The following is a 24,581-nucleotide window of genomic DNA, read 5'->3' as shown; positions in this document are numbered from 1 at the left end:
CCTCTTTTGCCTTTGGATACTCCTTCTCAAGGAAACCCAACAACGCGCTCTCTGCCGACGGAGGCCAAAGCAAAAAGCACAACCCCGCCGCAGCCACGAGGCTCCCTGCTACCATCCATAGTCTGCGTCGGATCGTCATGAGCTTTGCTCCCTAGTGCGTCATCGAATAAAAAATGATATTAATGCCCAGCGGATAGGCATACTTCTCGGAGAACTCACGGAAGTACCATGGGTCCGTCCCCTCCTCCTCCCAACCGTCTCCCAGGTCGGTGTTGTGGCAGATCATCATCATCATGCGCCCCTTGTCATCGAAGACACCCTTGTAGTGCACTTCCTCGGAACCGGGCTTGCCCCATTCATAGGTGATGCCCCGGCTCCGCCCCGCCATGGCCGCACCCACACTGGGGATCTGCGGCTTCACCTTGAGATCAAAAACGATATGGAAGATCTCATGCTCCAGCGGCAGCTCCTTCGGTTCGCGATCTGGGAAGATCTGTTTCAGGGCCGTGTAAAACGTGTCCCACTCATCGTAGCCCCAGAAGTCGTCCACCATAATGAACCCGCCGTTCAGGAGATAATCCCGGAGCGTCTTCGCCTCCGCTTCACTAAGGCTGATGCCTCCCGGCTCGAGCATGTAGACAAAGGGATAGTGCTTGAGCTGGTCCGCCTCGATATCCACCACCGCGCCCTTGGGATTCACCTGCAGGGAGGTGAGTTGCTGCAGACGATAGGAAAAGTTCAGATCAGAATCCGGGTAGTCCGTCAACCAGTTGCCGCCCCGCCGCCGTCCATAGCCGCGACCGTAGGAGTTGTATCGCAGCCGTGCGAAGGTGAAGACATCGTTGGGCAGCTCTTGATTGACCTTCCACGTGGGGAAATCCAGACGCTCGCCATTGCGCCCCCAATCGCGTGGATCCTCGGGCGTCTCCGTGTCCTTGGACCCAAAGTTTTTCGGCTGCGCACCACCTCCCGCCGGAACCGGCGCAGGAGCCGGTGACTGCGCATACAAAAGGGTGGCCGTGAACACGGTCACCATCGAGGCGCAGAGCAGGGTGAAGCGGTTGCGTTTCATGGAGCCGAAGGTGTCACGGTCGACGGTTTTTCAGCAGGCTTGGTCGATTGCAGCTCAAGCAGTAGCTTGTGTCCATCACGGAAACGCGGTGCCTCCGCGAGTGCATCGAGCAGATGACGCTTTGACGCCGGAGCATCCTTCTCGCGCAGCAGCCGCGCGAGGGCGAAATTCACCTCCACTGGATGATCCGGCCCGAGGAACATCAGCTTCTGCAGAGCCCACACGGCATCCTCCGGGTGACCGGTGGCTTCCGAGGCGCGAGCCATCTGTTCATACGGCTGCTTCAGGAAGGGTTGAATGCTCAGCAGCTTCTGCACATTCTCCCGCACGCCGTTCCAGTTCTGAGCCTCGGCATCAAGTTCCACCAGGCGCAGGAAGGCAGGATCCGCACTGCCATCGCGCTTTGCCCACTCACGCAGCATGGCTGCTTCACCTTCCGGCTGCTTCAGTCCGCGATACGCTTTCGCGGCGAAGTCATAGCCGCTGTTGTTGCCCACGTTCTCCGGAGCGAGCTCAATGAGCCGCTTCGCCAGGTCCAGTGCTTCTGTCCATTTCTCACCAGCAATCAGGCGTCGCGTGCGCTGCTCCAGCGCCCAGAGATTGTCCGGGTTCTCACGAAGGTACTCCGCCACGGCAGCTTCGCTCCGTGGGTCCACCTCTGCACGCTCGGGCTTTTCCCAGTCGCCCTTCGGCGCGAAGGCTTCCGCAAGGTCCCGCATGTGCTTCGCGAACTCCTCATCCAGCTTCTCCACGGGAGCGCAGTTCCTCGCCAGCGCTTCATTGATGCGCCGCCCTTCCGCGAGGTCCTTCAGCAGCGCCTGGAATTTCTTCTCCCCATAAGTCTTCAGCAGCCAGTCTACCGCCTGCGACGACTCATAATACGCGAACATGACGTGCTCACTGCTCTTCGGGCTCAGGAAGGCACGGCTCATCTTGCTCATGGGCGTGAGCGTTTCCTCATCCAGCGTCATGCGTCGATACGTCGCCGTCATGCGCATGCCCCAGGAGGGATCCTTCTTCGCCTCCTCATGCACGGAGATGCCTTCACTCAGCCACCGCGGCATGCGGTTGTGCGTCACGGTCAGAGTGACCACGTGGCAGAACTCATGCCACAGCGTGCCTTCCCAGTTGCTGCGGTTCGACGCGAGGCCCTGCGGACTGTTCATCGTCACCACGGAACCAAAGCATGCCCCGAGAATGCCCTGCCCACCGAGATTTCCAAACGTGCGGATCGCGAAGTCCTGCTGCGAGGGGAAAAACTCCACCAGCACGGGATGATCCAGCGTGAGGCCGTACTTCGCGCACAGCACCTCCTTGGCATCCTTCAGCAGGGCCAGCGCGCGATCGCCATACACCGCGTCATCCTTCTCCGGCAGCTTCAGCACAAAGTCCGGGGTCTCGCGAACCTTGAACCCCTTCATCTCCGCTTCGAGCAGACCGATGTTGTACGCCTGCACATTGTAGCCATCCGCATCCCGCACTTCTTTGGCGAGCTTCCACGCCTCCTCCTCATTCCCAAGTCGGAAGAGCGCCTGGCAGAGATACAGCTTTGCGGGGAGTGAGCTGGCATCCAGCTTCAGTGCAGTACGCAGGTGCTCCGCCGCCTCCCGGAACCGGTAGCCGCGCGACAGCGATCGTCCGATGATGATATCGACCGCCGGATTCTGCGCCCAGAGCTTCAGTCCCTCCCGGTGAGCGTCTTCCGCGTCCTTCGGTTTGTTGTCCTGCAGAATTGAGAGCACCGCCCGCAGTCCCCACGCCTCGGGGTGCTGGGGATTCACTTCAATCGCCGGCTCGAGCGCGAGTCGCGCCTCATCATATTCCTCCGCATTGATGTGGTGCTCCGCCTTCAGCAGATGAGCCCCCGGGTGATGGGGATTGCTCTCCAGAATCTGCTCCACCAGCTCCATGCTGCGCTTCCGGTCGCTGGACTGGAAGGCCTTCGCCAGTCCGTAGCGCAGGTCCGGGTCAGCATCGTGATGCTTGAGTCCCTCGCGGAATTCATTGGCCGCGCGCGCGAAGTCAGACTTGGCCAGTGCCAGCTCCCCCAGCGTAAGATAGGTGTCCTTCAGCTTGGCATCCTTTTTCTTGGCCGGATCCAGGAACTGCTGGATGACCTTCTGCGGGTCCGCCCCAGCCGCCAGCGCCGCGCGACCGAGCGCCACCGTATCCCGTGCCGTGCGCTGGCTGGCGGGCTTCCCCTTGGCTACCGTATTGATCTGTTGCAGCACCTTCGCGGCTTCATCCTTTCTGCCCCAGGCCGAGAGGACCTCATGACAGGTGATGAGCACAGGCAGTTCCTTGGGATGCTTCTGCATCGCCTCCTCGCTGGCCTTCACCAGGTCATCCACCCGCCCCAGTTCATGGCACGCCTGCAGCCGGAAAATCCACCACTCCGGGGAGGGCTGGCCGCGCTCGATGAACATTCGGGAAATCTCCGCCACCCGCTCATAGTCCCCCTGCTGGTAGAGTTCCCGCATGGGCTCGATGTTCCGCTCGTCGAACACCCGCGCCACGTCCAGCTCCTGCGCTGGGAGGGAGTCGATGACAGCCAAAGATGCGAAGGCCGCGAGGCTAAGCCCCGCCAGGTGTGCCTGAATCGTCCAGAATGCACCCGCCATGCATGGAGTCTAACGCGACAAGTGAGCCAAAGACTCAAGAAAAATGCAGGTATTGCATTTCCGCCGGCCACCCGCCGTCCCGTCGCTCCAGATCCTCGCCTACAGCCTGATCTTCAACCCCATCTCCTGCTTCATGGTCAGCAACGCCTCGGCATTTCCGCGGGCGTCCTCCACCGGGTGATGCGTGTGCCGGGTACGCCGCAGGTGTTTGAAGTTCTGAAAAGTATCCTTCACCAATCCCTTGTACAAGGAACCGAGGTTCGAGGACGAAAAGCCGAAGGGATTGCTTCCTGTGAAGTGGTGGAAGTACCAATTGATGAACTGCCAGTCGAAGCCGTTGTTATCCGAGATGAACATCGGCTGACCTTGGGAGTGCTCCTTCAGCCACACCGCGAACTCACTCATGGTGTGCGCCGGCCCAGGAAAGGCGCACACCTCCTCGCGAGTGAATCCACTCACGGCCAAAGCCTCGGGGATCCACTTTTCTGAAATCGGCTTCAACCGCCCATAGTACGTGGTGGCTAGATCCGGCTCCACCAACACCGCTCCAAAACAGATCATGGAGTAGTCCCCGGGAATGGGACCGTCCGATTCAATGTCGACCATGATATAGCTCATCGAAAAACAAAGGTGGGGCTGCCGCATCCTGCCCGAGCAATTCGCATCACCAGGGCAAAAAAATGTGCGAGTTGCCACCCACAGATCCACTGCAAGTGCGGGCAACGATTCCTTCCTGTAACTAAAAACCCACCCCACCCTCAACCATGAAAGCAAATCCCTCAACCATTGCTGTGTGCGCCGCGTTAGCGTTCATGACCTTGGTATCCTTGGCGCAGCAGGAGACCCAAGGTGAGCAGTCCACCGCCGTACTCACCCAGTTCGCCGCCACTGACCCTGCAGGAGAGTACCGCGCCATTGACCTCGCCCGACTGACTGGTCCCGAACACAGGACCGCCCCGGAAATCCTCCAGTCCGTGGTGGACCAGCAGGCCAAAGAAGGCTGGACGGTCGTGGCCAACACCAGCGACACGCTCATTCTGCGCCGCTGATTCACAGCGGTCAGCCACCACGACAGTGCGGCGAAGTCCGTGCCTTACCCATCCGCGCATGAGTTTCATCGCGATGTGTAAAATGCATGAACCCTCCCCAATTCATCCTGGTGGCTGACCGCCGGACCCTCAAAGTCTTCTCTTCCGAAGGTGGCAACGAACGCCTCCGCTTGGTGAATGCGATTGCCATCGCAGACCACGATGAAGCTACTCCCGTCGCCGGCCTTTCCCGCGATGGCTTCGCGAAGCAGGCCGCGTGTCACATGGCCCGCCTTCTGAAGACCTACCAACCCGAGAGGTGGGCCTTCGCCGCGCCCCCGGAGGTGAATGGTGCGATCCTCGACGAGCTCTCTCCCAAATGGCTCAGCACGTTGCAGGACAATCTCCCCCGCGATCTCAACCACGAAGCCCCGCGAAACCTGACCAAGCTCTTCCAGCGCCCCTTGAATTAACCCGAATCTCGCACGATGGGGATGGGATATGCGAGCGGCCACACGATTGAAGGCTCTTACTGCCAGCCGCTTTTTCGTCATCCTCCGTCGCAGTGTAGAGGGCTTCGCGGAACATGGCGTGTTCCGGCTCAGCGCCGCCCTCTCGTACTACTCTATTTTCTCCATTGCTCCGCTCTTGATCGTAGCGGTGTACATCGTGGGGGTGTTTTACGGGCCCGATGCCGCCAAGGGACAGCTTGAGTCGCAGTTGGAGAACTACATTGGTGCTCCGGCAGCCACGGCCGTGCAGGCACTGGTAAAGAGCGCCAACCAACCCCTGCGCGGAGGCATCGCGCTCGCCATGGGTCTCGCGGCCCTGATGATTGGCGCCTCCGGTGTGTTCGCCCAACTCAAGGATGCGCTCAACACCATCTGGGAGGTGCAGCTCAAGACCTCAAATGTGGTGCGTGACTTCATCCACAATCGCCTCCTGAGCTTCGCCATGGTGCTGGTGATCGGATTCCTCCTGCTCACCTCCCTCTTCCTCAGCGCCGCGGTGGCCAGCCTGAATACCTATCTGCAGGGGCGCTTCGGCGTTCCAGCGCATGTGTGGACCTGGGCGAACTTCATTCTCTCCTTCACCATCGTGACCACCTTGTTCGCCATGATCTTCAAGGCGCTTCCGGATGTGGTGATCGCCTGGCGCCACGTGTTGCTAGGCGCAGTGGTAACCGCAGTGCTTTTCGAAGCGGGCAAGCTCGGTCTCGCCTTTTACCTCGGTCGTGAGAGCACCATATCCAGCTTTGGCGCGGCGGGGTCCGTGGTGCTGCTGTTGCTCTGGGTGTACTACTCCTCGTGCATCCTGCTCTTCGGTGCGGAATTTACCCACAACTATACCAAGGTGATGGCGGAAAAGATCGTCCCTGAGCCCGATGCCGAACCAGTGACAGAGGAAGCTCGCGCCCAGAGCGGCCTGCCTGTCGCCGGTCGCAAGGATCAGGAAGCACCCTCCGTGGTCTGGCGCCCGGGACAACCCCTGTCTGCACGGGAGGAGGCCCTCCTCGAACAATCCACCCAGCACTCCAACGGCAATGCGCCTGCCAGCATGAAGACGGTGGTCGCAGTGACGGCGGCAGGCGTGGTCGCAGGTGCCTTGATTGGCGCGGTGACGCGTTGGGGCGGGAAGCGCTAGCTCCTGCGGGACACGGGGCGGAATCCTCGCCGTGTCCAAAATTGTGCCTCCCGGCACTCTTGTCTCCGCCGGCCCGTTTTGGCCGACGTACGCAGACTCCTTCCCTCCACCATGCTCTCACTGACCCGCCATCGATTTTTCCGTTCCATCACCTGCGCTCTCGCGGCCATCCTCATCTCGCCTGCCCTCCGGGCAGAAACGCACACGGCGGATGTGATTGTCTACGGTGCTACGCCTGCGGGATTCTGCGCCGCCATCGGCGCGGCGCGTGAAGGTGCCTCCGTCATCCTCGTGGAGCCCAGTGCCCACATCGGCGGCGTAAATACCGGTAGTCTATGCTTCAGCGATTCCAACCAGATGTTCCGCACGCATCTCAAAGGGGTGTTTGAGGAGTTCCATCTCCGCATGGAGGCAGACTACAAAAGCCGTGGCGTGCAGCTGCCCTACGATGTCTCCGTAAAGGACGACCACAAGCCCTGGACCTACGAGCCTCATGTTGCCACCCGCGTCCAGAAAGCCATGCTGGACGAAGCCAAGGTCAGCGTGCTGAGCAAGAAGGTGCTCACTTCCGCCAAGAAGGACGGCGACAAGCTCACCAGCTTCACCACCAAGGACGGCGATACCTTTTCCGCGAAGGCATTTGTCGATGCCACCTATGAAGGCGATCTCATGGCCGCCTCCGGCGTGACCTGGGTCATCGGCCGCGAAGGCCGCAAGGAGTTCAACGAAACCTATGCAGGCAAGCAGTACCCCAAGAAGCCCATGGCCATCTCCGGCCTGGATGCCAACGGCAAGCTGCTACCACTCCTCACCGCCAACGACGCCGGTGCCGAAGAAGAGGGCGACAAGAATGTGATGGTCTACAGCTTCCGCCTCTGCCTGACCACGAAGGCTGAGAATCGTGTACCCTTCCCCGCGCCGGCGAAGTATGACCCTGCACGCTTCGAAGTTGTACGCCGTTATTTTGCCCAGGAGAAGAAGCCCATCCTGCTCTGGGATCTCTACCCGCTCCCCGGTGACAAGGTGGATGCCAACAACGGCATCGGAAAACAATTCTCCATGGGCCTCGTGGGCGGTTGCAACGGATGGTCCGAGGCCGATGAAGCAGGGCGCGCCCGCATCTGGGAGGAGCACAAGCAGTACATCCTGGAACTCTACCAATTCCTCACTACCGACCCCGCGGTCCCGCAGAACCTGCGCGACCAGCTCGCCGCCTACGGCCTGTGCAAAGATGAGTTCGCCGAATATGGCCACTGGTCCCCGCAGCTCTACGTGCGCGAAGGTCGTCGCATGCGCGGTGCGCATGTCCTCACCCAGGACGATGTCTTGAAGAACCCGACAAAGGAAGATTCCATCGCCCTCGCCTCGTTCCCCATCGACTCCCACGACTGCCAGCGCGTGGCCCGCGGCAATGGCGAAGTCATCAACGAAGGCACCATCTTCCCCGTTCGTGTGCCCGACACGAAGCGCGGCTATGCCTACCAAATCCCCTACCGCTCCATCACTCCGAAGACCGGGGAATGCTCCAACCTCCTCGTCCCCGTGGCCCTCTCCTCCACCCACGTGGCCTACAGCTCCGTGCGCGTCGAGCCCTGCTGGATGACCATCGGCCAAAGCGCCGGCATCGCCGCCGCCATGGTTGGAAAGAGTGGCGAGCCCGTGCAAAAACTGGAATACTCCAAACTCCGCGAACGCCTCCTCGCCCAAAAACAAGCCCTCGATCTCCCGTAGTCATCTGAAGCTCCGATGCGCAGCATCCCTGGACTGCGGCAGCCTGCTGCCGCTTTCCAAAGTCCCAGCCTGCTGGGCGTTCCACCGCGGCGAAGCCGCCTCACGTCCCTCCTTCCCGCATGAAACGCCTCCTCCTCGCCACCATCCTCTCGTTGGCATGGTCGTCCCTCCACGCCCGGCCCACCTCCCACACCGCTGACGTCTGCGTCTACGGTGCCACACCCGCAGGCATCACCGCCGCCGTCGCCGCCAAACAGGAAGGTCTCTCCGTCGTACTCATCGAGCCCAGCCGTTGGTTGGGCGGCATCCTCGGCGCCGGCATCAAGCCCATGCAGGACTGCCCCGACCCAAGCGCCGTGGGTGGACTCACCACCACCAAGGTCTTCAAAGCAGGAAACTCTCCACCCCAGATCCGCGAGTCCTTCACCCAATGGCTCAAGGACGAAGGCATCCCTGTCATCTTTGAGCATCGCCTCCGCAGCGCAGACAAGGAAGGCACGCGCATCACGAAGATTCATCTCGATAACGCACCGCCGGACAAGTGGGGTATTCCTCTTCCCAATGCCGTCGATGACTCCGACACCGTGGTCACCGCCAAAGTCTTTATCGACGCAAGTTACGAAGGCGATCTCCTTCCCGCCGCCAAGGTGAACTACACCTCCGGTCGCGAACCGCAGGACAAGTTCAACGAATCCGTCGCTGGTGTGGGCCCACCCACGAACTGGACACCTATATCACCTTTCATCACACCAGGAGATCCCTCGAGCGGCGTGCTGCCTCTGGTGGACAAGGATCACGGCAAGCCCCGCCACGCCGGCGATGACTACACCCAAGCCTACAACTTCCGTTTCTACGTCACATCCGATCCCGAGAAACGCGCTGCCCTCGCGGTTCCCGATGACTACAACCCCGCACAATACGAACTCGTGGGCCGCTACGTGGAGTATCTCGTGAAGCAAGCTGGAGATGACCAGGCGAAGCTCAAGAAACAACTCAGCGGCATCTTTCCCGGATGGCTCAATTCAGGAGAGTACAACTACCAGCGCCAGTCCCTCGTGACCATGGCTCCGCTGGGACTCAGCCGCTTCTACCAGGATGGCGACTGGGCCACCAAGGCCAAGGTGTGGCGCCAGCACGTAGACTACCTACGCGGCCTGCATCACTTCCTGAGCACGGACACACGCGTGCCCGAATGGTTCCGCAAAGAGACCTCCGAGCTTGGCCTGAACAAAACCATGCATCCCGATACGGAAGGCTGGCCTCACCAGCTCTACGTGCGCATCTCCCGCCGCATGCAGAGCGACTACATCCTCACCCACGCCGACGTGCTGAACAAGACCGATGAAAAGGACGGCGTCGGCCTCGCGCTCTACGGCGTGGATATCTATCCCGTACGCCGCTACGTGGCCCTCCATCCGGAGACCGAGGAACTCGGCGTAGCCACCGAAGGTAACATGTTCATCGGCGGCGCCAAGGGCACCGGGCATCCCTACCCCGTTCCGTACCGCAGCATCGTGCCCAAGGCTTCCGAGTGCACCAACCTCCTCGTGCCCACCTGCTTCTCCGCCAGCTTCATCGCCTACGCCTCCGCGCGCATGGAGCCCGTGTTCTGCGTGCTCGGTGAGTCCTCCGGCGTCGCCGCCGCCCACGCCATCCGCGCCAATGCCGACGTGCAGTCCATTGACGTACCAAAACTTCAGGCACGCCTGCTGGAGCGTGGACAGGTAATTGAGTGGAAGGGCGAGCCCGCTCCCGCGAGGAAACCCTGAGCCTGCCCAATCGCTTCGTTCTTCTCCGCACAGTCACCACCGCCCTTCCGGCCTCATCCCTTTGCGTTTTTTGCGTTCTTTTGCGGCCATTGAATCCGACGAACCACACCTCCGGATAGGGCGTCGCCCGGGGGGTGGTTTTTCCAAAACGCCAATTACCCCCACAGCGTTCCCAGCGGCAAGAGTCCTGCTTGAAAGGGCGTACTCCTTTGTCCCCTGAAGATGCCTGCTCCCACCACACGCCGCGCCCCTCTTTTCCAATCACTTGTGCTGATGGGCTTGTTCCCCACGGCCGCGGCGCTGCATGGAGCCCCCGTCGCTCCTGACCAGAATCATCCCGGCGCCGTCATCTACCGGAATACCTGCCTGGAGTGCCACGGCAAGAGTGGCGAAGGCGTGGCCGGCAAATATGACGACCCACTTCACGGCGAACGCTCGCTGGAATCCCTGACCAAGCGCATCGAGCGCACCATGCCCGAGGGCAAGGAAGGCACCTGTGTCGGCCCGGACGCGAAGAATGTCGCGGAGTACATCTACCACGCCTTCTACTCGGCCGAGGCACGTGCCCGCAATGCCCCCGCGCCTCTGCGCGATCTCGCGCACCTGACGAATGCCCAGTACCGCACCTCCGTGGCGGACATCATGGCGCGCTTCCGCCAACCGCTCGAGCGTCTGCCCAATGAGCGCGGACTGAAAGGGCGCTACAGCGGCTTCGAAGTCGAGCCACCACTGCCCCCGCTGCACGGTCCCCCACGTCCCGGACAGAAGAAGCTGGAGCCCATCATCAAGGAAGACCGTGAACGGCCAAAGTTCCGCATGGAGCGCCTGGACTCGCAGGTGGCACTCAACTTCGGCGCCGACAGCCCCGCGCCGGGCAAAGCGGTGTCGGACGAATTCTCCATTCGCTGGGAAGGCTCCCTCGTGGTGGAAGAAACCGGCAGCTACGAGTTCATCCTGAAAACGGAGAATGGCGTGCGGCTCAACATCAATGATTTTGATCGCAGCCTCATCGATGCCTGGGTCACCCCCGGGCCGGAAGTGCGTGAGGAGAAGAAATCCATCGTTCTGATCGGCGGTCGCATCTACCCCATCAGCATCGAATTCTTCAAGTTTAAGGACAAGACCGCCTCCATCTCCCTGCAGTGGAAACCGCCGCACGGCGTGCAGGAGACCATCCCCAGCCGCTTCCTGATTCCCCAGCGCGGCGGTGAAGTCTTTGTGTCATCGACCAACTTCCCGGCCGATGATCGCAGCGATGGCTACGAACGCGGCACCGGCATGTCGAAGGACTGGGAGCAGGCCACCACCGATGCCGCGATTGAGCTGGCAGAGTATGTGGAAAAACGTCTCGACCGCCTCGCGGGCACCAAGGCCGGCGCTCCGGATCGCACCGACAAGCTCAAGGACTTCGCCAAGCGCTTCGCCGAGACCGCGTACCGCCGCCCGCTCACACCGGAGGAGCAGCAGATCTTCATCGATGGACAATTCACCAAGGCACCGACACCCGAGATGGGCGTGAAACGCGTGGTGATGCTCGCGCTGAAGTCACCCGTCTTCCTATATCCCGGCCTGGACGTTCCCCAGGACAAGCTGGACTACCAGATCGCCACGAAGCTGGCCTTGGATCTCTGGGATTCCATTCCCGACAAGCGCCTGCTCGATGCCGCCGCCCAAGGCAAACTGCGTAAGAAGGAGGAGATTCGCTCGCAGGCCACACGGATGGTCGTCGACCTCCGTACCAAGGCCAAGCTGCACGGATTCTTCTATCAGTGGCTGGAGCTCGAACGCGCGGAGATGATCTCCAAGGACTCGAAGGCCTTCCCCGACTTCAGCCCTGCCGTCGTGGCGGATCTGCGCTCGTCGTTGTGGATGTTCATCGATCAGGTGATCTGGAATGAACGCTCCGACTATCGTGAACTGCTGCAGGCCGACTACCTGATGCTCAATGATCGCCTGGCAAAATTCTATGGCGGCAAGGAGAAGCCCGTCGGCTCTGAGTTTCAGCGCGTGGCCTTCGACAACAAACAGCGCACCGGCGTGCTCACGCATCCGTATCTGCTCTCCTCTTTCGCATACACGAACCAGTCCTCACCCATTCACCGCGGCGTCTTCATCACGCGGAACATCGTGGGCATGGACATCAAGCCGCCGCCGGACACGGTGAAGTTCGAAGACGCGCACTTCAATCCGAAGTTCACCATGCGCGAGAAGGTGACGGAGCTTACCAAGTCCGGCGCCTGCATGGGCTGCCATGGCACTATCAATCCTCTCGGCTTCAGCCTGGAGAACTACGACGCCATTGGCCGCTTCCGCACGCAGGACAACAACAAGCCGGTCGATGCCGTGAGCGAACTGGAAACACACGACGGCGAGACGCTCAAGCTCACCGGCCCGAAGGACATCGCGGAATATGCTGTCACCAATCCCTCCGGCCACCTCGCGTTCATCCGGCACCTTTTCAACCACATGGTGAAGCAGCCCTACCTCGCCTATGGCCCTGAGACCCTGGAAGGCCTGCGCCAGTCGTTTGAAAAGAACCAGTTCAGCGTGCAGAAGCTGCTGCAGGACATCGCCGTGGTGTCAGCCTCGCAAGACCTGCCTGAGGCGCAGGGAACCGTGACGCAGAAGTAACGGGTGGACGTGCTGCGTGCTCTAGGAAGTCGGGTCTCCTGACCGGACAGCGTCCGGCGGGTTTTCCTACCCGCCCAAAGAAGCCCATGAGCCGTTTCTGATGTGCAGAACCTGCATGGATTGCTTGCGAGCATCTTACCCCGGTGTTCTAAACAACTCTCCCTCAGCAATTTCATCCGGGCATTGTCTGTAATGACATGCACGCCATGAAATCGGGTTCCTCCGCACTCGGTCCCCCGGTCCTGCCCCCCGCCGAACGGGAACGGTTGGACGAGCTTTACGCACGGCTCTCCGACCTGAAGCCCGGGAACATCGGCTACCCCTGCAACCAGAATTTCGACTACTCGGAGCTCTTCCGCTTCCTCGAGTTCAGCGCGAACAATGTCGGCGATCCATTCAACGCCACCAACTACCGGCTGAACACCCAGGACTTCGAGCGCGAAGTACTCGCTGACTTCGCCCGCTACACCCGCGCTCCGGAAAACGAATGGTGGGGCTACGTGAACAACGGCGGCACGGAAGGCAACATGTACGGCCTCTATGTCGCCCGCGAGCTCTATCCGGAAGGCATCTGCTATTTCAGCGAAGACACGCACTACAGCGTCGCGAAGATCCTGCGGCTCCAGCACACCCGCAATATCATGCTGAAGAGCCAGCCCAATGGTGAACTGGACTATGATGACCTGCACGAAACCCTGCGCATCCACCGCGATGTCCCGCCCATCATCTTCGCCAACATCGGCACCACCATGAAGGGCGCGGTGGATGACCTTGCCAAGATCCGCGGCGTGCTCGATGACCTCGCGATTCCCAATGTCTACATCCATGCGGACGCCGCCCTGAGCGGCATGATTCTACCCTTCGTGGATGCGCCGCAAGCATGGGACTTCGCCGACGGCGCAGACAGCATCGCCATCAGCGGTCACAAGTTCCTCGGCTCTCCCCTTCCCTGCGGCGTGGCCCTCGCGAGGAAGAAGAACGTGGACCGCATCGCCCGCTCCATCGAGTACGTGGGTGCGCTGGATACCACCATCGCCGGCTCACGCAGTGCTTTCACGCCGCTCATGCTCTGGTATCGCCTCCGCGTGCTCGGTGATGCTGGACTCAGGAAACTGGTACAAGGTTGCCTGGAGAATGCGGAGTACGCCGTGAACAAACTCAACGAGGCAGGCATCGCCGCTTGGCGGAATACCAACTCCGTGACCGTGGTCTTTCCCCGTCCTCCGGCCTCCCTCATGCAGAAGTGGATCATCGCGCCAAAGAAGGACATCGGCCACCTCATCACCATGCCTCACGTCACGAAGGAATGTATCGATGCCTTTGTGTCCGATTTCACCGCCACCCTGGCAGGCAAGCCGCTCACCTGATTCTTCTCCTCCCACCGCCGTCGCATCACACCATGAAACAGCTCACGGTTTTTGTCCCCAATGAGATCGGCATCGCCGCACGTCTGACCATGTGCCTAGCCGAGCGTGGCGTGAACATTGAGGAGATCGACATCGAAGGTGCCGAAAGCCAGGGCATCGTCACGCTCTCCGTAGATCGTTATGATGAAGCTCTCCGCGCTCTGGTAGACGAAGGCTTCCGCGCCATCACCCAGGACACCCTGCTTGTGCGTCTGGATGACAAACCCGGTGCCCTCGCCGCCGTCGCCATCCGCCTGCGTGATGCTGGCCTCGACCTGCGCTCCATGCACATCCTGCGCCGCGAATCCGGCCAGACCTACGCCAGCCTCGTCGCTTCAGACAATGCGAAGGCCGCAGAGATTCTGCGCGATGTGATTGTGGGAGAGGGAAGAGGTGTGTGAGAATTGGTGCTTGCCAGTCGCTGGGCGCTTGGAGTTTCATCGGGACGTCACCAACCATGACACCCACGTGAACGACGACGAACATCTCCAGCGCTTCGAGGACCACACCCTGCCCATCGAGCTCTGGAACCATCGGGCGCACCTGAAAGTGGCCTATCTCTATCTCCAGCGTTTCTCCTTTGAAGAGACGCTGAGTCGCCTGCAAACAGGCATCCGTGCCTACAACGCAGCCAAGGGTATCAAGGACACCCCGACCGGCGGCTATCACGAGACCATGACCCAGGCATGGCTGCATCTGGTTCACACAACGCTCTGTCAGTTCGGTCCGGCGGATAGTGCAGATGCCTTCTTCGATGCCCAGACGCAATTGAGCGGCAAGCGCGCTCTATTGCTGTTCTACTCACGAGATCGCATCATGTCGCCCGAGGCGAAAGCATCCTTTGTCGCTCCGGACTTGGCTCCCCTGCCCCGGCCACTCAACGACTCCATCAAGCGTCAAGAACCTCGCGGCTGAAAAGTTTCGCCTCCACGCTCACCTTCAATACATGCTCCAATTCATCGCTCAGCACGTTGACGCCTTGATTACGATTTTGGGCGGCATTTTCGCCTGCTTCGTCGCCATTCGTCGTACTCCAGCAAGGACTGAGGCCCAAAAGCGCTCGCTGACGATTCTGAAAGTCTGCGGCCCTCTCATGATTCTCTATGGCACTTTCCGGCTTACGGAACAGCCGCCCCCACCCAGCTGGCAACGATTGATGACCCTTGATAGAGCAGCCTCTGTTGAATTTCCGGGAGAGACAAAAACGCAGGAGCAGACCGATACCCTGGACGGCGTCAGCGTGCTTCGCACGAGCCTGGTCCACGGCGTTCCATTCAAGGAGATTTCTATCTTCCTTTCCTTCAGTAAACTTCCACCTGGCCAGGAGAACATACCAGACGCCGAAAAGATTACTGCCCTGAAGATGTACTTCACCCAGCAAGGGTTCACGGTGATCCATGAAGAGCCAATGCAACTGGGTTCCACAGCCGGATTCGCCCTCGCCCTCGAACGAGACGCTGGAAAAATTCGCTTCTGGACCCGCGTCGCCTATGCGAATGGCAATGTGTACTGGGTGTTGGTGATATCCGCGGGATCGCACCACGATGATCCAATCATTTCACGGTGCCTGTCATCCTTCCAAATGGAGGCGCCGAGTACGTAGTCCTTCTCTAACCTGTTCCTTCCATGATTCGCGAAGCCCACGGTGACTTGATCCAAATGGCCCTTGCTGGGGAATTCGATGTTGTGGTTCACGGCTGCAATTGCTTCTGCACCATGGGTGCGGGCATCGCAAAGCAGATCAAAGCCACATTCCCTGCAGCCTATAGGTCCGACTGCAGGACACCAAAAGGCGACCGGAACAAGCTGGGCACCTATTCATCCGCAAAGGTGAATGACCTCACGATCGTAAACGCCTACACGCAACACCACTGGCAAGGTTCTGGTCAGAAAGCCGATTACGATGCCATCCGGTCATGCCTGACAAAAGTGGCCGCTGACTTTCCCAATGCCAGAATCGGACTGCCTCAGATTGGTGCAGGCTTGGCGGGCGGTGACTGGAAGACCATCCTTCAGATCATCCGGGAGGAGCTTGGTGACACAGATACTACCGTGGTTTACTATCAGCCGCCGCCAAACCTTTCCACCAGGAGTGAAGACCATTCCCATCCATGATGCTGACGGGGCCGAAGGTCTGCCCATTTGTCGCGCACAGCGGGAGTGGTTGGTTTCACGTTACCACCTTGAGGCTGCCATCGCGCTGAAGTTTTTCTCCGATGAATGTCCTGTCGAGGAGAAAGATGCCATGCCCGACGCAAGGGCAACCATGCACATACGACAGTGCCCGAAATGCCGGCATTGGCTGCACCACGTCATTCCGGCGGACATCCTGCGGCGACAAAGCAGACTGAGCCGTTACTGCTGTGCAGGGATGTTTGTTGCCGTAGAGGAGTCCGGAGAACGAGGCGCAAATCGCATCACCTTCGAACTCTTCCGAGGTGAGGATCCCTGTTGGAGAATAGGTGATGTGCGAAGCTTCATCTCCTTTTGCCCTTGGTGTGGGAAAAAACTTCCCGACAGACCTTTCATTCAGGACCCATAGGCGAGGCAATGGCTTCGCTTCTACCGCCGATTAAACGCCGCACACTCCTCGTACCTCGCGCCCTTCCCACCGAAGATATCCAGCGCGCTGCCGATCGTAACGTCCACTTTGCCAGCGCTCAGCTCTTGCGTTCGTTCCAGGTCCTTCACGCTCCTCGCGCCACCGGCATACGTCACCGGCTTGTCGCACCAGACACCAAGGCATTTCACCAGGGCTTCATCAATGCCTTCGCACTTGCCTTCCACATCTACGGCGTGAATCAAAAACTCATCGCAATAGGGTGACAGGCGTTTGAACGCATCTGCGTCCACAACCAGATCCGTCATGGTCTGCCACCGGTTCATCGCGACCACCCAGCCATCCGTGGTAGCTCGGCAACTCAGGTCGAGTACAAGGCGTTCGCGGCCCACAGTCTCCACCATCTCGCGCACGCGGTCTTCGCGGAAGCGCGCCTGCGCATCAAACGCATAGCTCGTGATGATCACATGGCTGGCACCGGCATCCAAGAACTTCTTCGCATTGTCCGGACGAATCCCGCCACCGATATGCAGGCCACCGGGAAAGGCCTGAAGTGCGCCGAGCGCCGCTTCCTCATTCCCCTTCCCCAGCATGATGACGTGGCCGCCGACGAGCCCGTCCTTCTTGTAGAGTTCCGCATACCAGGATGCAGGCTTCTCACTCACGAAATTCTCGCGCGGGCCTTCCCCGGCATCCTTCAAGGTTGAGCCCACGATCTGCTTTACCTTGCCGTCGTGAAGGTCAATGCAGGGACGGAAACGTGTCATGGCAATGCACCGGTCACCCTTTGTCAGGCGACTGTGTGGTTCAGCGGCTGCGTGAGCGGCGGATTGATGCGCTCGCGCCAGGTCAGCACTTCAGGCTCACCGGTGGTCACGAGGACCACGTGCTCATAGTGGGCGCTGGCCTTGCGGTCGGCGGTCACCACGGTCCACTCGTCGTCGAGCGTCACGGTCTCTTCCGTGCCAAGATTGATCATTGGCTCCACGGCCAGCGTCATGCCGGCACGCAAGCGGGGCTTGGCGCCCTTCACACCGTAGTTGGGTACCTGGGGCTCTTCGTGAAGCTTGCGGCCCACGCCATGGCCCACGTAGTCGCGCACCACAGTGAATCCGAAGCGTCGCACGTAAGCTTCCACAGAATTGCAGAGGTCGCCCAGCATCATGCCATCACGCGCCCAGTCGAGGGCCACCTGCAGCGAATCCTCCGTGGCGGAGAGCAGCTTCTGCACATCAGGGGCAATGGGGTGCACCGGCACGGTCAGGGCGTTGTCTCCCACCCAGCCATCCTTGTGCAGACCCACGTCGATTTTCACGATATCACCCGGCTGAATCGGACGGTCATTGCCGATGCCATGCACCACGACTTCATTCACGCCGATGCAGGCGTAGCCGGGGAAACGCTTGTTGCCGACCTGATAGTTCAGGAAGGCACTGACTGCTCCGGCCGCTTTGATTTCAGCAGCGACCAGACGATCAATCTCCGCCGTGGTCACTCCAGGCTGCACGATGGATGCTGCCTTCAGCAAAACATCGCGGGCCAGTCCGCATGCGCGCCGCATCCCGTCGAGCGCTTTACCACTCCGGATGGGAATCCTGTCAAAACCAAATGCCATAACTTAAGTCAGCCCAAATCGCTCAAAGGTCAAACAAACGTGCCTGCGCATCAATCAATTGACGCGCAGGCACTTCAAATGATGAAACCATCTTACTTGCCGTGGAACACCGCAAACGACACGCCGACCAGCGCGATGATGGCAATAACGGTCCAGAGCATGACCACCAGCTTGGGATTGGCAGCAATGCCACCACCCGTCTGACGCTCGAAGCGACCGCGAATCTTGCCCTTGCGCAGGAAGCCGTCGTAGTGGCGCTGCAGAAGATGAGTTTCCACCTGGCGCATCACGTCGAGCACCACACCCACGAGAATCAGGATGCTGGTACCACCGAAGAACTGGGCCACGGTCTGGTCAATCTTCATGCCGCGCTGCACGAGGAGCGGAAGCAGGTAGATGAGGGTCAGGAAGAGGGCACCCGCGAAGGTCAGGCGGCTCATGGTGAAGTCCAGGAAGTCTGCCGTGGGCTTGCCAGGGCGCTGTCCGGGGATGTAACCACCGCTCTTCTTAAGGTCTTCCGCGATCTGGTTCGGCTGGAACATCGTCGCCACCCAGAAGTAGCTGAAGAAGAAGATCAGCGTGGTGGAGATGATGAGGTTCGGCCAGCCGTAGGCGAGCCACTCGGCCCACTGCTGCACGGCCGCCTGGTGGGGGAACATGAAGCCGATGATCTGAGCCGGGAAGAGAAGGATGGCCTGGGCGAAGATGATGGGCATGACGCCCGCGTAGTTCACCTTCAGCGGCATGTACTGCGTCTGCCCGCCGTAGACCTTGCGGCCCACCACGCGCTTGGCGTACTGAATGGCAATGCGGCGCTGTGCCTGAGTCAGGGCGATGATGCCGGCGATGACCGCCACCAGCAGCACGAGCATGGCCAGGAGCTTCATGGCGTCCATGGTGGTCGCCTGCTCATTCGCGATGAAAGTCTTCCACACACGCACGAGGGCGCCGGGAAGGTCGGACACGATGTTGATACAAATAAGGAGGGAGACACCGTTGCCGATGCCGCGCTCGGTGATCTGCTCACCCATCCACATGATGAACATGCTGCCCGCCGTCATGGTGAGCACCGCGGTGACCACAAACATCCAGTTGTGATCAGGCACCAGCGGGCTGCCAACCGCCTGCATGGCCTTGTCCAGGCCGCTGAGGAAGATGTTCTGGCCCGGATTCTTCAAGGACACCGCCAGCATGTAGCCCTGCAGAAGGCAGAGGCCCACGGTCGCATAGCGCGTCCACTGATTGATTTTCTGCCGTCCGCCGTCTTCACGGGACAGCTTGCTCATGCTCGGCACCACGGCCGTGAGAAGCTGCATCATGATGCTCGCGCTGATGTAGGGCATGATCCCCAGGGCGAAAATCGCGCAACGCTGCAGACCACCACCGCTGAACACGTTCACCAGGGCTGCTGCCGCGGCGAAGGGGTTGTTGGTAGCTTCCTTGGCCGTAAGATCCACCCACGCCTGGAGCACATGCGGGTTCACGCCGGGAAGAGTGATGGCGTACCCGATGCGCACGATGACAATCATGGCCAGGGTGAACAGGATCCTCTGGCGCAGATCCGGTATCTTGAAGATGTTTACAAAGGCGGAAATCATGGAGGGAGTCGTGTCTTGAAATGGCAAGCGACTCAGTACCAAACTGAGCCGCCCGCAAACATCAAAATGGAAAAAGTGTGGCGGAAACGCCGACAGGTCATGCCTTCAGCGTGACTGAGCCGCCTGCCTTTTCGATCTTTTCCTTTGCTGAGGCGCTGACGCTGGCCACCTCCACCGTGAGCTTGCGTGTGAGCTCGCCGGCACCGAGCACCTTCACCACGTCGTAGCTGCCCTTCACCAGGCCAGCCTGACGCAGGCTCGCTTCGTTGACCACGGCGCCATCTTCGAAGCGCTCGTTGAGGTCAGCGATGTTCACCACCGCGGTCACGTTGCGGAACATGGCGTTGCTGAAGCCCTTCTTGGGAAGGCGACGATAAAGGGGCATCTGGCCACCTTCGAAGCCTGGGCGAATGGCGCCGCCGGAGCGTGCCTTCTGGCCCTTGTTGCCACGGCCGGAGGTCTTGCCGTGGCCGGAGCTTTCACCGCAGCCAACGCGCTTGCGACGATGGCGGGCGCCCTGGGTGGGTTTAAGGTCGTGAAGTCTCATGATAGTCTACTGGAAAAAGGGTTGGGTTGCGGGGCTTAGATGGCCTGCTTGGAAGCGACCTTCTTGCCGCGCATCTTGAGGATTTCGTCCGGCATGCGCAGGGCGGAGAGAGCGGCCAGCGTGGCCTTCACCACGTTGGCGTGGTTGCTGGAACCAAGGGACTTGGCCAGCACGTCCTTCACACCGGCGGCTTCGCACACGGCGCGCACACCACCACCAGCGATGATGCCGGTACCAGGGGATGCAGGCTTGAGGAGCACGCGGCCACCACCATGCTCACCAGTCACCTCGTGAGGGATGGTGGCATTGAGGAGGTTCACGGTCTGGAGATCCTTGCGGGAGGATTCGCTGGCCTTCTTGATGGCGTCCGACACTTCGTTCGCCTTGCCGAAGCCGAAGCCGACGCGACCCTTCTGGTCACCGGCAACGACGAGGGCGCTGAAGCTGAAGCGGCGACCGCCCTTCACGACCTTGGCGCATCGGTTGATGAAGACGACCTTCTCGAGCATATCGCTCTTCTCGCCGTCGTCTGAGCCCCGGTTGTCTCTTCTGCTGTTATTAAAGGCCATAATGAAAATCGGTGTCGGATAATTAGAACTGGAGACCCTTGGCGCGGGCGGCATCGGCGAGGGCTTTCACCTTGCCATGGAAGACATGACCACCACGGTCAAAGACGACCTGGTTGATGTTGGCCTGGAGAGCGCGCTCGGCGATCGCCTCACCCACCTTGGTGGCGTTGGCGATGTTCGCCAGCGATGCAGCGAGGGCCTTCTCGGTCGTGCAGGCAGACACAAGCGTCTTGCCTTCTTCATCATTGATGATTTGGGCGTATACGCGCTTGTTGGAGAAATGAACCGCCAGACGGGGACGTTCCGCCGTACCGTTGAGGTTCTTCCGGATACGCGCATGAATGCGGCGCCGGTTAGCTTTGCGATTGATCGTAGCCATGATGATTGCCTGGAAAAATTCGTTACTTCACGCTCTTGCCTTCCTTACGACGGACGTATTCGCCGACGTAGCGCACGCCCTTGCCCTTATAGGGTTCCGGCGGGTAGTAGTTGCGGACATCTGCCGCGAACTGACCGACGAGCTGCTTGTCGATGCCTTCGACGCTGATCTTTGTGTTCTCAGCGACCGCGACCTTGAGGGTCTTCGGAATCGGGTGAAGCAGTGGATGGGAGTAGCCAAGGCTGAGGTCCAAGTTGGTGCCCTTCACCGCAGCACGGAAACCCACGCCGTGGATTTCAAGATCCTTGCGGAAGCCTGCGCTCACGCCCTGGACCATGTTGCTGATGAGGCGCTGCACGGTGCCGTGCATGGCGCGGACCTTGCGGTCTTCGCTCTCGCGCTTCACCACGATGTTCGTTCCTTCTTGGGAGACCTTCACACCTTCGGGAAGGGTGTAGTCGAGTTTGCCCTTGGGACCTTCCACATGGACGTTGGAGTCCGTCACCTTCACGGTGACCTTGTCCGGGAGCTGGATGGGTTGTTTACCTACGCGTGACATGATTCAGGTCCTCCTTACCAAATTTGAGCGAGCAGTTCGCCGCCGACTTTCGCACGACGCGCCTTGGCGCCGGTCATCACGCCCTTCGGCGTGGAGAGAATGGAAATTCCAAGTCCACCAAGCACCTTGGGCACCTCATCGGAGCCAACGTACTGACGCAGACCAGGCTTGCTCACGCGCTTCACATCCGTGATAGCGGGTGTACGGCCCTGATACTTGAGCTTCACCTTGATGGTGGGCTTGCCGCCTTCCGGGGTGACGACTTCATAGGACCAGACGTAACCTTCTTCCTGGAGAATACGGGCGATCTCAGCCTTGATGCGGGAGAAAGGCGCCAATGCCTCGGTCTTGGCCGCGCGGCTGGCGTTCTTGATTCGCGACAGGAAGTCGGCGATTGGGTCAGTGACAACACTCATGGATAATCCTCAGTCTATACTTTTTGCGGCTTAGGCGGAGGCAGCTTCTTCCTTCTTCGGCTGCTGCGTGCGGGTGCGGAACGGCATGCCCAGAGCGCGAAGCATCTCGCGAGCGTGGTCATCGTTGTTCGTGGAAGTGACGAAGGTCACGTCGAAACCGAGGGAGCGCTTGATCTTGTCCAGCTCGATTTCGGGGAAGATGCTCTGCTCAGCCACACCGAGGGTGTAGTTGCCACGGCCGTCAAAGGCACGGGGGGTGACGCCACGGAAGTCGCGAATGCGCGGGATGGCGGTCTTCACCAGACGCATCATGAAGTCATACATGCGGCGGCCACGCAGGGTGACCTTCACGCCGATGGCTTCACCTTCACGAAGCTTGAAGTTGGCGATGGCCTTCTTGCTGAGGGTAATGACGGGCTTCTGACCGGTGATGCTGATTTCCTTCACCGCGTCTTCAATGGCCTGCTTGCGGTCGGGTTCCTTGCCCACGGAGCAGTTCAACACAATCTTTTCCAGGCGAGGCACCTGGTGAACGTTTTCAAGCTCCAGTGTTTTGCGCAGTTGGTCGACGACCTGTTCTTTATATTGAGTAAGCAGTTCCGGTTGCATGTATCAGAGTCCCTTGGTTTCTAACCCCGCAGCCCCATCGGGGGGCCGCGAAAAACGGGCTGTCAAGATGGCTGGTTATTTCTTGGATTCAACAAGTTTCACATTAGAAATGTGAATGGTGCCTTCGCGCTCGGCGAAGCCGCCCTGGGGCTTGTCTTGAGAGGGGCGCACAGACTTCTTGATCATGCGCACGCCTTCCACGAGCACGTAGCCCTTCTGCGGGAGGACCTGCAGGACGTGGCCCTGCTTGCCCTGGTGTTCTCCGGAGGTCACCTCGACGAGGTCACCCTTCTTTACGTGGTTCTTGGTACGGCTCATAGCACTTCGGGGGCGAGAGAAACGATCTTCATGAAGTTGCGGTCACGCAGCTCACGGGCCACAGGGCCAAAGATGCGGCTGCCGCGGGGATTGTTGTCCTTGTCGATGATGACAATCGCGTTCTTGTCGAAGCGCAGGACGGAACCGTCAGCACGGCGGATGGGGGCAGCGGTGCGCACCACCACGGCGCGGACCACTTCACCCTTCTTCACCTGGGCGGTGGGGGTGGAAACACGCACGTGCGCGGTGATGATATCACCAATGTCCGCGGTACGCTTGTTCTTGCGGCCGATGACACCAATCATCTCAGCCATGCGAGCGCCGGTATTGTCGGCAATCGCGATTTCGGACTCCATTTGCAACATAAGCCAGATCCTCCCTCGAGTAGTTCAGTTGGGGTTTCGTGAATTGATTTAGTGCGCGAGCACTTCGACGAGCTTCCAGCGCTTGAGCTTGCTCAGAGGGCGGGTTTCTTCGATGCGCACCTTGTCGCCGATCTTGGCCTTGGCCTCTTCATCATGCGCATAGAACTTGGAGGTCTTGCGCACAATCTTCTTGAAGAGGGCATGCGGCACCCGACGCTCCACTTCGACCACGATGGTCTTGGACATCTTGTCGGACACGACCACACCCACGCGGGTCTTCTTCACCGCCTGTCGCGGTTCGGTGGTGGCTGCACTGGTTTGCGTTTCGCTCATCGTTGGTGTCTCTGTTGAATTCTTTATTCAGCCTTCTTGGCGGCTTTCTTCGCGGCCTTCTTGGCTGCCTTCTTTGCGGCGGGCTTGTCAGCCGCGGGAGCTTCGACCTTGGCCTTCTTCTCCTTCTTCGGTCCGCTGGTCACCACAATGTTGAGGCGACGCTCGGAAAGGATGGTCTCCATCTGCGCGATACCGCGCTTGATCTGACGGAAGCGTCCGGTGTTTTCCACCTGTCCGCTGGCCTGCTGTACGCTGAGGTGCAGCAGTTCCTGCCTGGCCTCGCGGCGGCGGACGGCGATTTCTTCGTTGGTCAGTTCCCTGAGTTCCTGGACTTTCATATCGCTGGTTTGGCGCGTTCTATTTCGGTTGGTTGCTCGGGAATGACTAGTGCATCATCGACTGGCGGGTCACGAAGCGGGTACGGATACCCAGCTTGTTGGCGGCCAGACGGCAGGCGTCGCGTGCAAGGTTTTCGCTCACACCGGAGATTTCGAAAAGCATCGTGCCGGGGTACACCACCGCCACCCAGAATTCGGGAGCGCCCTTACCTTTACCCATTCGGGTTTCCGGGGGACGGGCCGTCACGGGCTTGTGTGGGAAGATGCGGATGAAGACGCTGCCTTTACGCTTGAGGTGGCGGGTGATGGCCACACGGCAGGCTTCGATCTGATTGCTCTTGATCCAGTGGCGGTCCAGGGCCTGAAGGCCGAACTCGCCGAAGCTGATCTTGTTGCACGTGGTGGCATTGCCCGCGCGGCTTCCGCGCTGGGTCTTGCGATACTTAACTCTGCTGGGCAGCATTGCCATGACT

The 24,581-nt window shown here is 60.1% G+C and carries 28 protein-coding genes; 11 read left to right on the top strand and 17 right to left on the bottom strand.

Annotated elements, in window-relative coordinates:
• Window positions 1–151: 151 nt before the first annotated feature.
• The 3 genes from G5S37_RS06620 to G5S37_RS06610 form a co-directional block, all read right to left on the bottom strand.
• Window positions 152–1,072: a DUF4159 domain-containing protein gene (locus tag G5S37_RS06620; RefSeq protein WP_240914817.1), complete on the bottom strand. Its 921-nt coding sequence runs from the start codon at window positions 1,070–1,072 to the stop codon at window positions 152–154.
• Window positions 1,069–3,693: a tetratricopeptide repeat protein gene (locus G5S37_RS06615; RefSeq protein ID WP_165201996.1), complete on the bottom strand. Its 2,625-nt coding sequence runs from the start codon at window positions 3,691–3,693 to the stop codon at window positions 1,069–1,071. The genes G5S37_RS06620 and G5S37_RS06615 overlap by 4 nt, the downstream gene beginning before the upstream one ends.
• A 99-nt stretch (window positions 3,694–3,792) precedes the next feature.
• Window positions 3,793–4,311, bottom strand: coding sequence for an exonuclease (locus G5S37_RS06610; RefSeq protein WP_165201994.1), 519 nt, complete (start codon window positions 4,309–4,311; stop codon window positions 3,793–3,795).
• Window positions 4,312–4,505: 194 nt separating this feature from the next.
• Here G5S37_RS06610 and G5S37_RS06605 point away from each other — a divergent pair, with 194 nt between their 5' ends.
• The 11 genes from G5S37_RS06605 (at window position 4,506) to G5S37_RS06555 (ending at window position 16,017) form a co-directional block, all read left to right on the top strand.
• Window positions 4,506–4,742 carry a hypothetical protein gene (locus G5S37_RS06605; RefSeq protein ID WP_165201992.1) on the top strand — a complete coding sequence of 79 codons (237 nt, stop codon included), beginning with the start codon at window positions 4,506–4,508 and terminating at the stop codon, window positions 4,740–4,742.
• Window positions 4,743–4,828: 86 nt separating this feature from the next.
• Complete coding sequence (locus G5S37_RS06600; RefSeq protein WP_165201990.1) at window positions 4,829–5,194, top strand: host attachment protein; 366 nt, start codon at window positions 4,829–4,831, stop codon at window positions 5,192–5,194.
• A gap of 28 nt (window positions 5,195–5,222) precedes the next feature.
• Window positions 5,223–6,365 (top strand): YihY/virulence factor BrkB family protein, encoded by a 1,143-nt coding sequence (locus G5S37_RS06595; RefSeq protein ID WP_165201988.1) that lies wholly within the window; start codon window positions 5,223–5,225, stop codon window positions 6,363–6,365.
• A gap of 111 nt (window positions 6,366–6,476) precedes the next feature.
• Complete coding sequence (locus G5S37_RS06590; protein WP_165201986.1) at window positions 6,477–8,096, top strand: FAD-dependent oxidoreductase; 1,620 nt, start codon at window positions 6,477–6,479, stop codon at window positions 8,094–8,096.
• 119 nt (window positions 8,097–8,215) lie between these two features.
• Entirely contained in the window at window positions 8,216–9,865 is a 1,650-nt protein-coding gene (locus G5S37_RS06585; RefSeq protein ID WP_165201984.1) for an FAD-dependent oxidoreductase, read from the top strand.
• A 222-nt stretch (window positions 9,866–10,087) separates the two neighbouring features.
• Window positions 10,088–12,496 carry a DUF1592 domain-containing protein gene (locus tag G5S37_RS06580; protein ID WP_165201982.1) on the top strand — a complete coding sequence of 803 codons (2,409 nt, stop codon included), beginning with the start codon at window positions 10,088–10,090 and terminating at the stop codon, window positions 12,494–12,496.
• A gap of 206 nt (window positions 12,497–12,702) precedes the next feature.
• A complete protein-coding gene (locus G5S37_RS06575) occupies window positions 12,703–13,863 on the top strand; it encodes a histidine decarboxylase (RefSeq protein ID WP_240914816.1) in 1,161 nt (386 codons plus the stop codon).
• Between the two features lie 32 nt (window positions 13,864–13,895).
• A complete protein-coding gene (locus G5S37_RS06570; RefSeq protein WP_165201978.1) occupies window positions 13,896–14,303 on the top strand; it encodes an ACT domain-containing protein in 408 nt (135 codons plus the stop codon).
• 67 nt (window positions 14,304–14,370) lie between these two features.
• Window positions 14,371–14,817 (top strand): hypothetical protein, encoded by a 447-nt coding sequence (locus tag G5S37_RS06565; RefSeq protein WP_165201976.1) that lies wholly within the window; start codon window positions 14,371–14,373, stop codon window positions 14,815–14,817.
• A 31-nt stretch (window positions 14,818–14,848) separates the two neighbouring features.
• Window positions 14,849–15,505, top strand: coding sequence for a hypothetical protein (locus G5S37_RS06560; RefSeq protein ID WP_165201974.1), 657 nt, complete (start codon window positions 14,849–14,851; stop codon window positions 15,503–15,505).
• 26 nt (window positions 15,506–15,531) lie between these two features.
• A complete protein-coding gene (locus tag G5S37_RS06555) occupies window positions 15,532–16,017 on the top strand; it encodes a macro domain-containing protein (protein WP_165211410.1) in 486 nt (161 codons plus the stop codon).
• A 447-nt stretch (window positions 16,018–16,464) separates the two neighbouring features.
• Here the strand turns inward: G5S37_RS06555 and hisA are convergent, their stop codons facing one another.
• The 14 genes from hisA to rplP form a co-directional block, all read right to left on the bottom strand.
• On the bottom strand, window positions 16,465–17,229 hold the full coding sequence (gene hisA / locus G5S37_RS06550; protein WP_165201972.1) for a phosphoribosylformimino-5-aminoimidazole carboxamide ribotide isomerase: 765 nt from the start codon (window positions 17,227–17,229) through the stop codon (window positions 16,465–16,467).
• A gap of 23 nt (window positions 17,230–17,252) precedes the next feature.
• Window positions 17,253–18,077 carry a type I methionyl aminopeptidase gene (gene map / locus G5S37_RS06545; RefSeq protein ID WP_165201970.1) on the bottom strand — a complete coding sequence of 275 codons (825 nt, stop codon included), beginning with the start codon at window positions 18,075–18,077 and terminating at the stop codon, window positions 17,253–17,255.
• 92 nt (window positions 18,078–18,169) lie between these two features.
• Window positions 18,170–19,675 carry a preprotein translocase subunit SecY gene (secY, locus tag G5S37_RS06540; protein WP_165201968.1) on the bottom strand — a complete coding sequence of 502 codons (1,506 nt, stop codon included), beginning with the start codon at window positions 19,673–19,675 and terminating at the stop codon, window positions 18,170–18,172.
• 97 nt (window positions 19,676–19,772) lie between these two features.
• Window positions 19,773–20,222 (bottom strand): 50S ribosomal protein L15, encoded by a 450-nt coding sequence (rplO, locus tag G5S37_RS06535; RefSeq protein ID WP_165201966.1) that lies wholly within the window; start codon window positions 20,220–20,222, stop codon window positions 19,773–19,775.
• A 35-nt stretch (window positions 20,223–20,257) separates the two neighbouring features.
• Window positions 20,258–20,731, bottom strand: a complete 474-nt coding sequence (rpsE, locus tag G5S37_RS06530; protein ID WP_343229912.1) for a 30S ribosomal protein S5 — start codon at window positions 20,729–20,731, stop codon at window positions 20,258–20,260.
• An 82-nt stretch (window positions 20,732–20,813) separates the two neighbouring features.
• Window positions 20,814–21,173 (bottom strand): 50S ribosomal protein L18, encoded by a 360-nt coding sequence (gene rplR, locus G5S37_RS06525; protein WP_165211407.1) that lies wholly within the window; start codon window positions 21,171–21,173, stop codon window positions 20,814–20,816.
• A gap of 19 nt (window positions 21,174–21,192) precedes the next feature.
• On the bottom strand, window positions 21,193–21,729 hold the full coding sequence (gene rplF, locus G5S37_RS06520; protein WP_165201962.1) for a 50S ribosomal protein L6: 537 nt from the start codon (window positions 21,727–21,729) through the stop codon (window positions 21,193–21,195).
• A gap of 14 nt (window positions 21,730–21,743) precedes the next feature.
• Window positions 21,744–22,145 carry a 30S ribosomal protein S8 gene (gene rpsH / locus G5S37_RS06515; RefSeq protein WP_165201960.1) on the bottom strand — a complete coding sequence of 134 codons (402 nt, stop codon included), beginning with the start codon at window positions 22,143–22,145 and terminating at the stop codon, window positions 21,744–21,746.
• Between the two features lie 30 nt (window positions 22,146–22,175).
• Window positions 22,176–22,754, bottom strand: coding sequence for a 50S ribosomal protein L5 (rplE, locus tag G5S37_RS06510; RefSeq protein WP_165201958.1), 579 nt, complete (start codon window positions 22,752–22,754; stop codon window positions 22,176–22,178).
• A 75-nt stretch (window positions 22,755–22,829) separates the two neighbouring features.
• Window positions 22,830–23,072 carry a 50S ribosomal protein L24 gene (gene rplX / locus G5S37_RS06505; protein ID WP_165201956.1) on the bottom strand — a complete coding sequence of 81 codons (243 nt, stop codon included), beginning with the start codon at window positions 23,070–23,072 and terminating at the stop codon, window positions 22,830–22,832.
• The gene (rplN, locus tag G5S37_RS06500) at window positions 23,069–23,437 is read right to left on the bottom strand and encodes a 50S ribosomal protein L14 (protein WP_113956780.1); all 369 of its coding nucleotides are present in this window, start codon (window positions 23,435–23,437) and stop codon (window positions 23,069–23,071) included. Before rplN ends, rplX begins: the two co-directional genes overlap by 4 nt.
• A gap of 48 nt (window positions 23,438–23,485) precedes the next feature.
• Complete coding sequence (gene rpsQ, locus G5S37_RS06495; RefSeq protein ID WP_165201954.1) at window positions 23,486–23,770, bottom strand: 30S ribosomal protein S17; 285 nt, start codon at window positions 23,768–23,770, stop codon at window positions 23,486–23,488.
• A gap of 23 nt (window positions 23,771–23,793) precedes the next feature.
• Entirely contained in the window at window positions 23,794–24,108 is a 315-nt protein-coding gene (gene rpmC / locus G5S37_RS06490; RefSeq protein WP_165201952.1) for a 50S ribosomal protein L29, read from the bottom strand.
• 46 nt (window positions 24,109–24,154) lie between these two features.
• A complete protein-coding gene (gene rplP / locus G5S37_RS06485) occupies window positions 24,155–24,577 on the bottom strand; it encodes a 50S ribosomal protein L16 (protein WP_165201950.1) in 423 nt (140 codons plus the stop codon).
• Window positions 24,578–24,581: the final 4 nt, after the last annotated feature.

Source organism: Roseimicrobium sp. ORNL1 (assembly GCF_011044495.1).
Lineage (GTDB): Bacteria > Verrucomicrobiota > Verrucomicrobiia > Verrucomicrobiales > Verrucomicrobiaceae > Roseimicrobium.
This window is presented reverse-complemented; position numbering and strand designations above follow the sequence as displayed.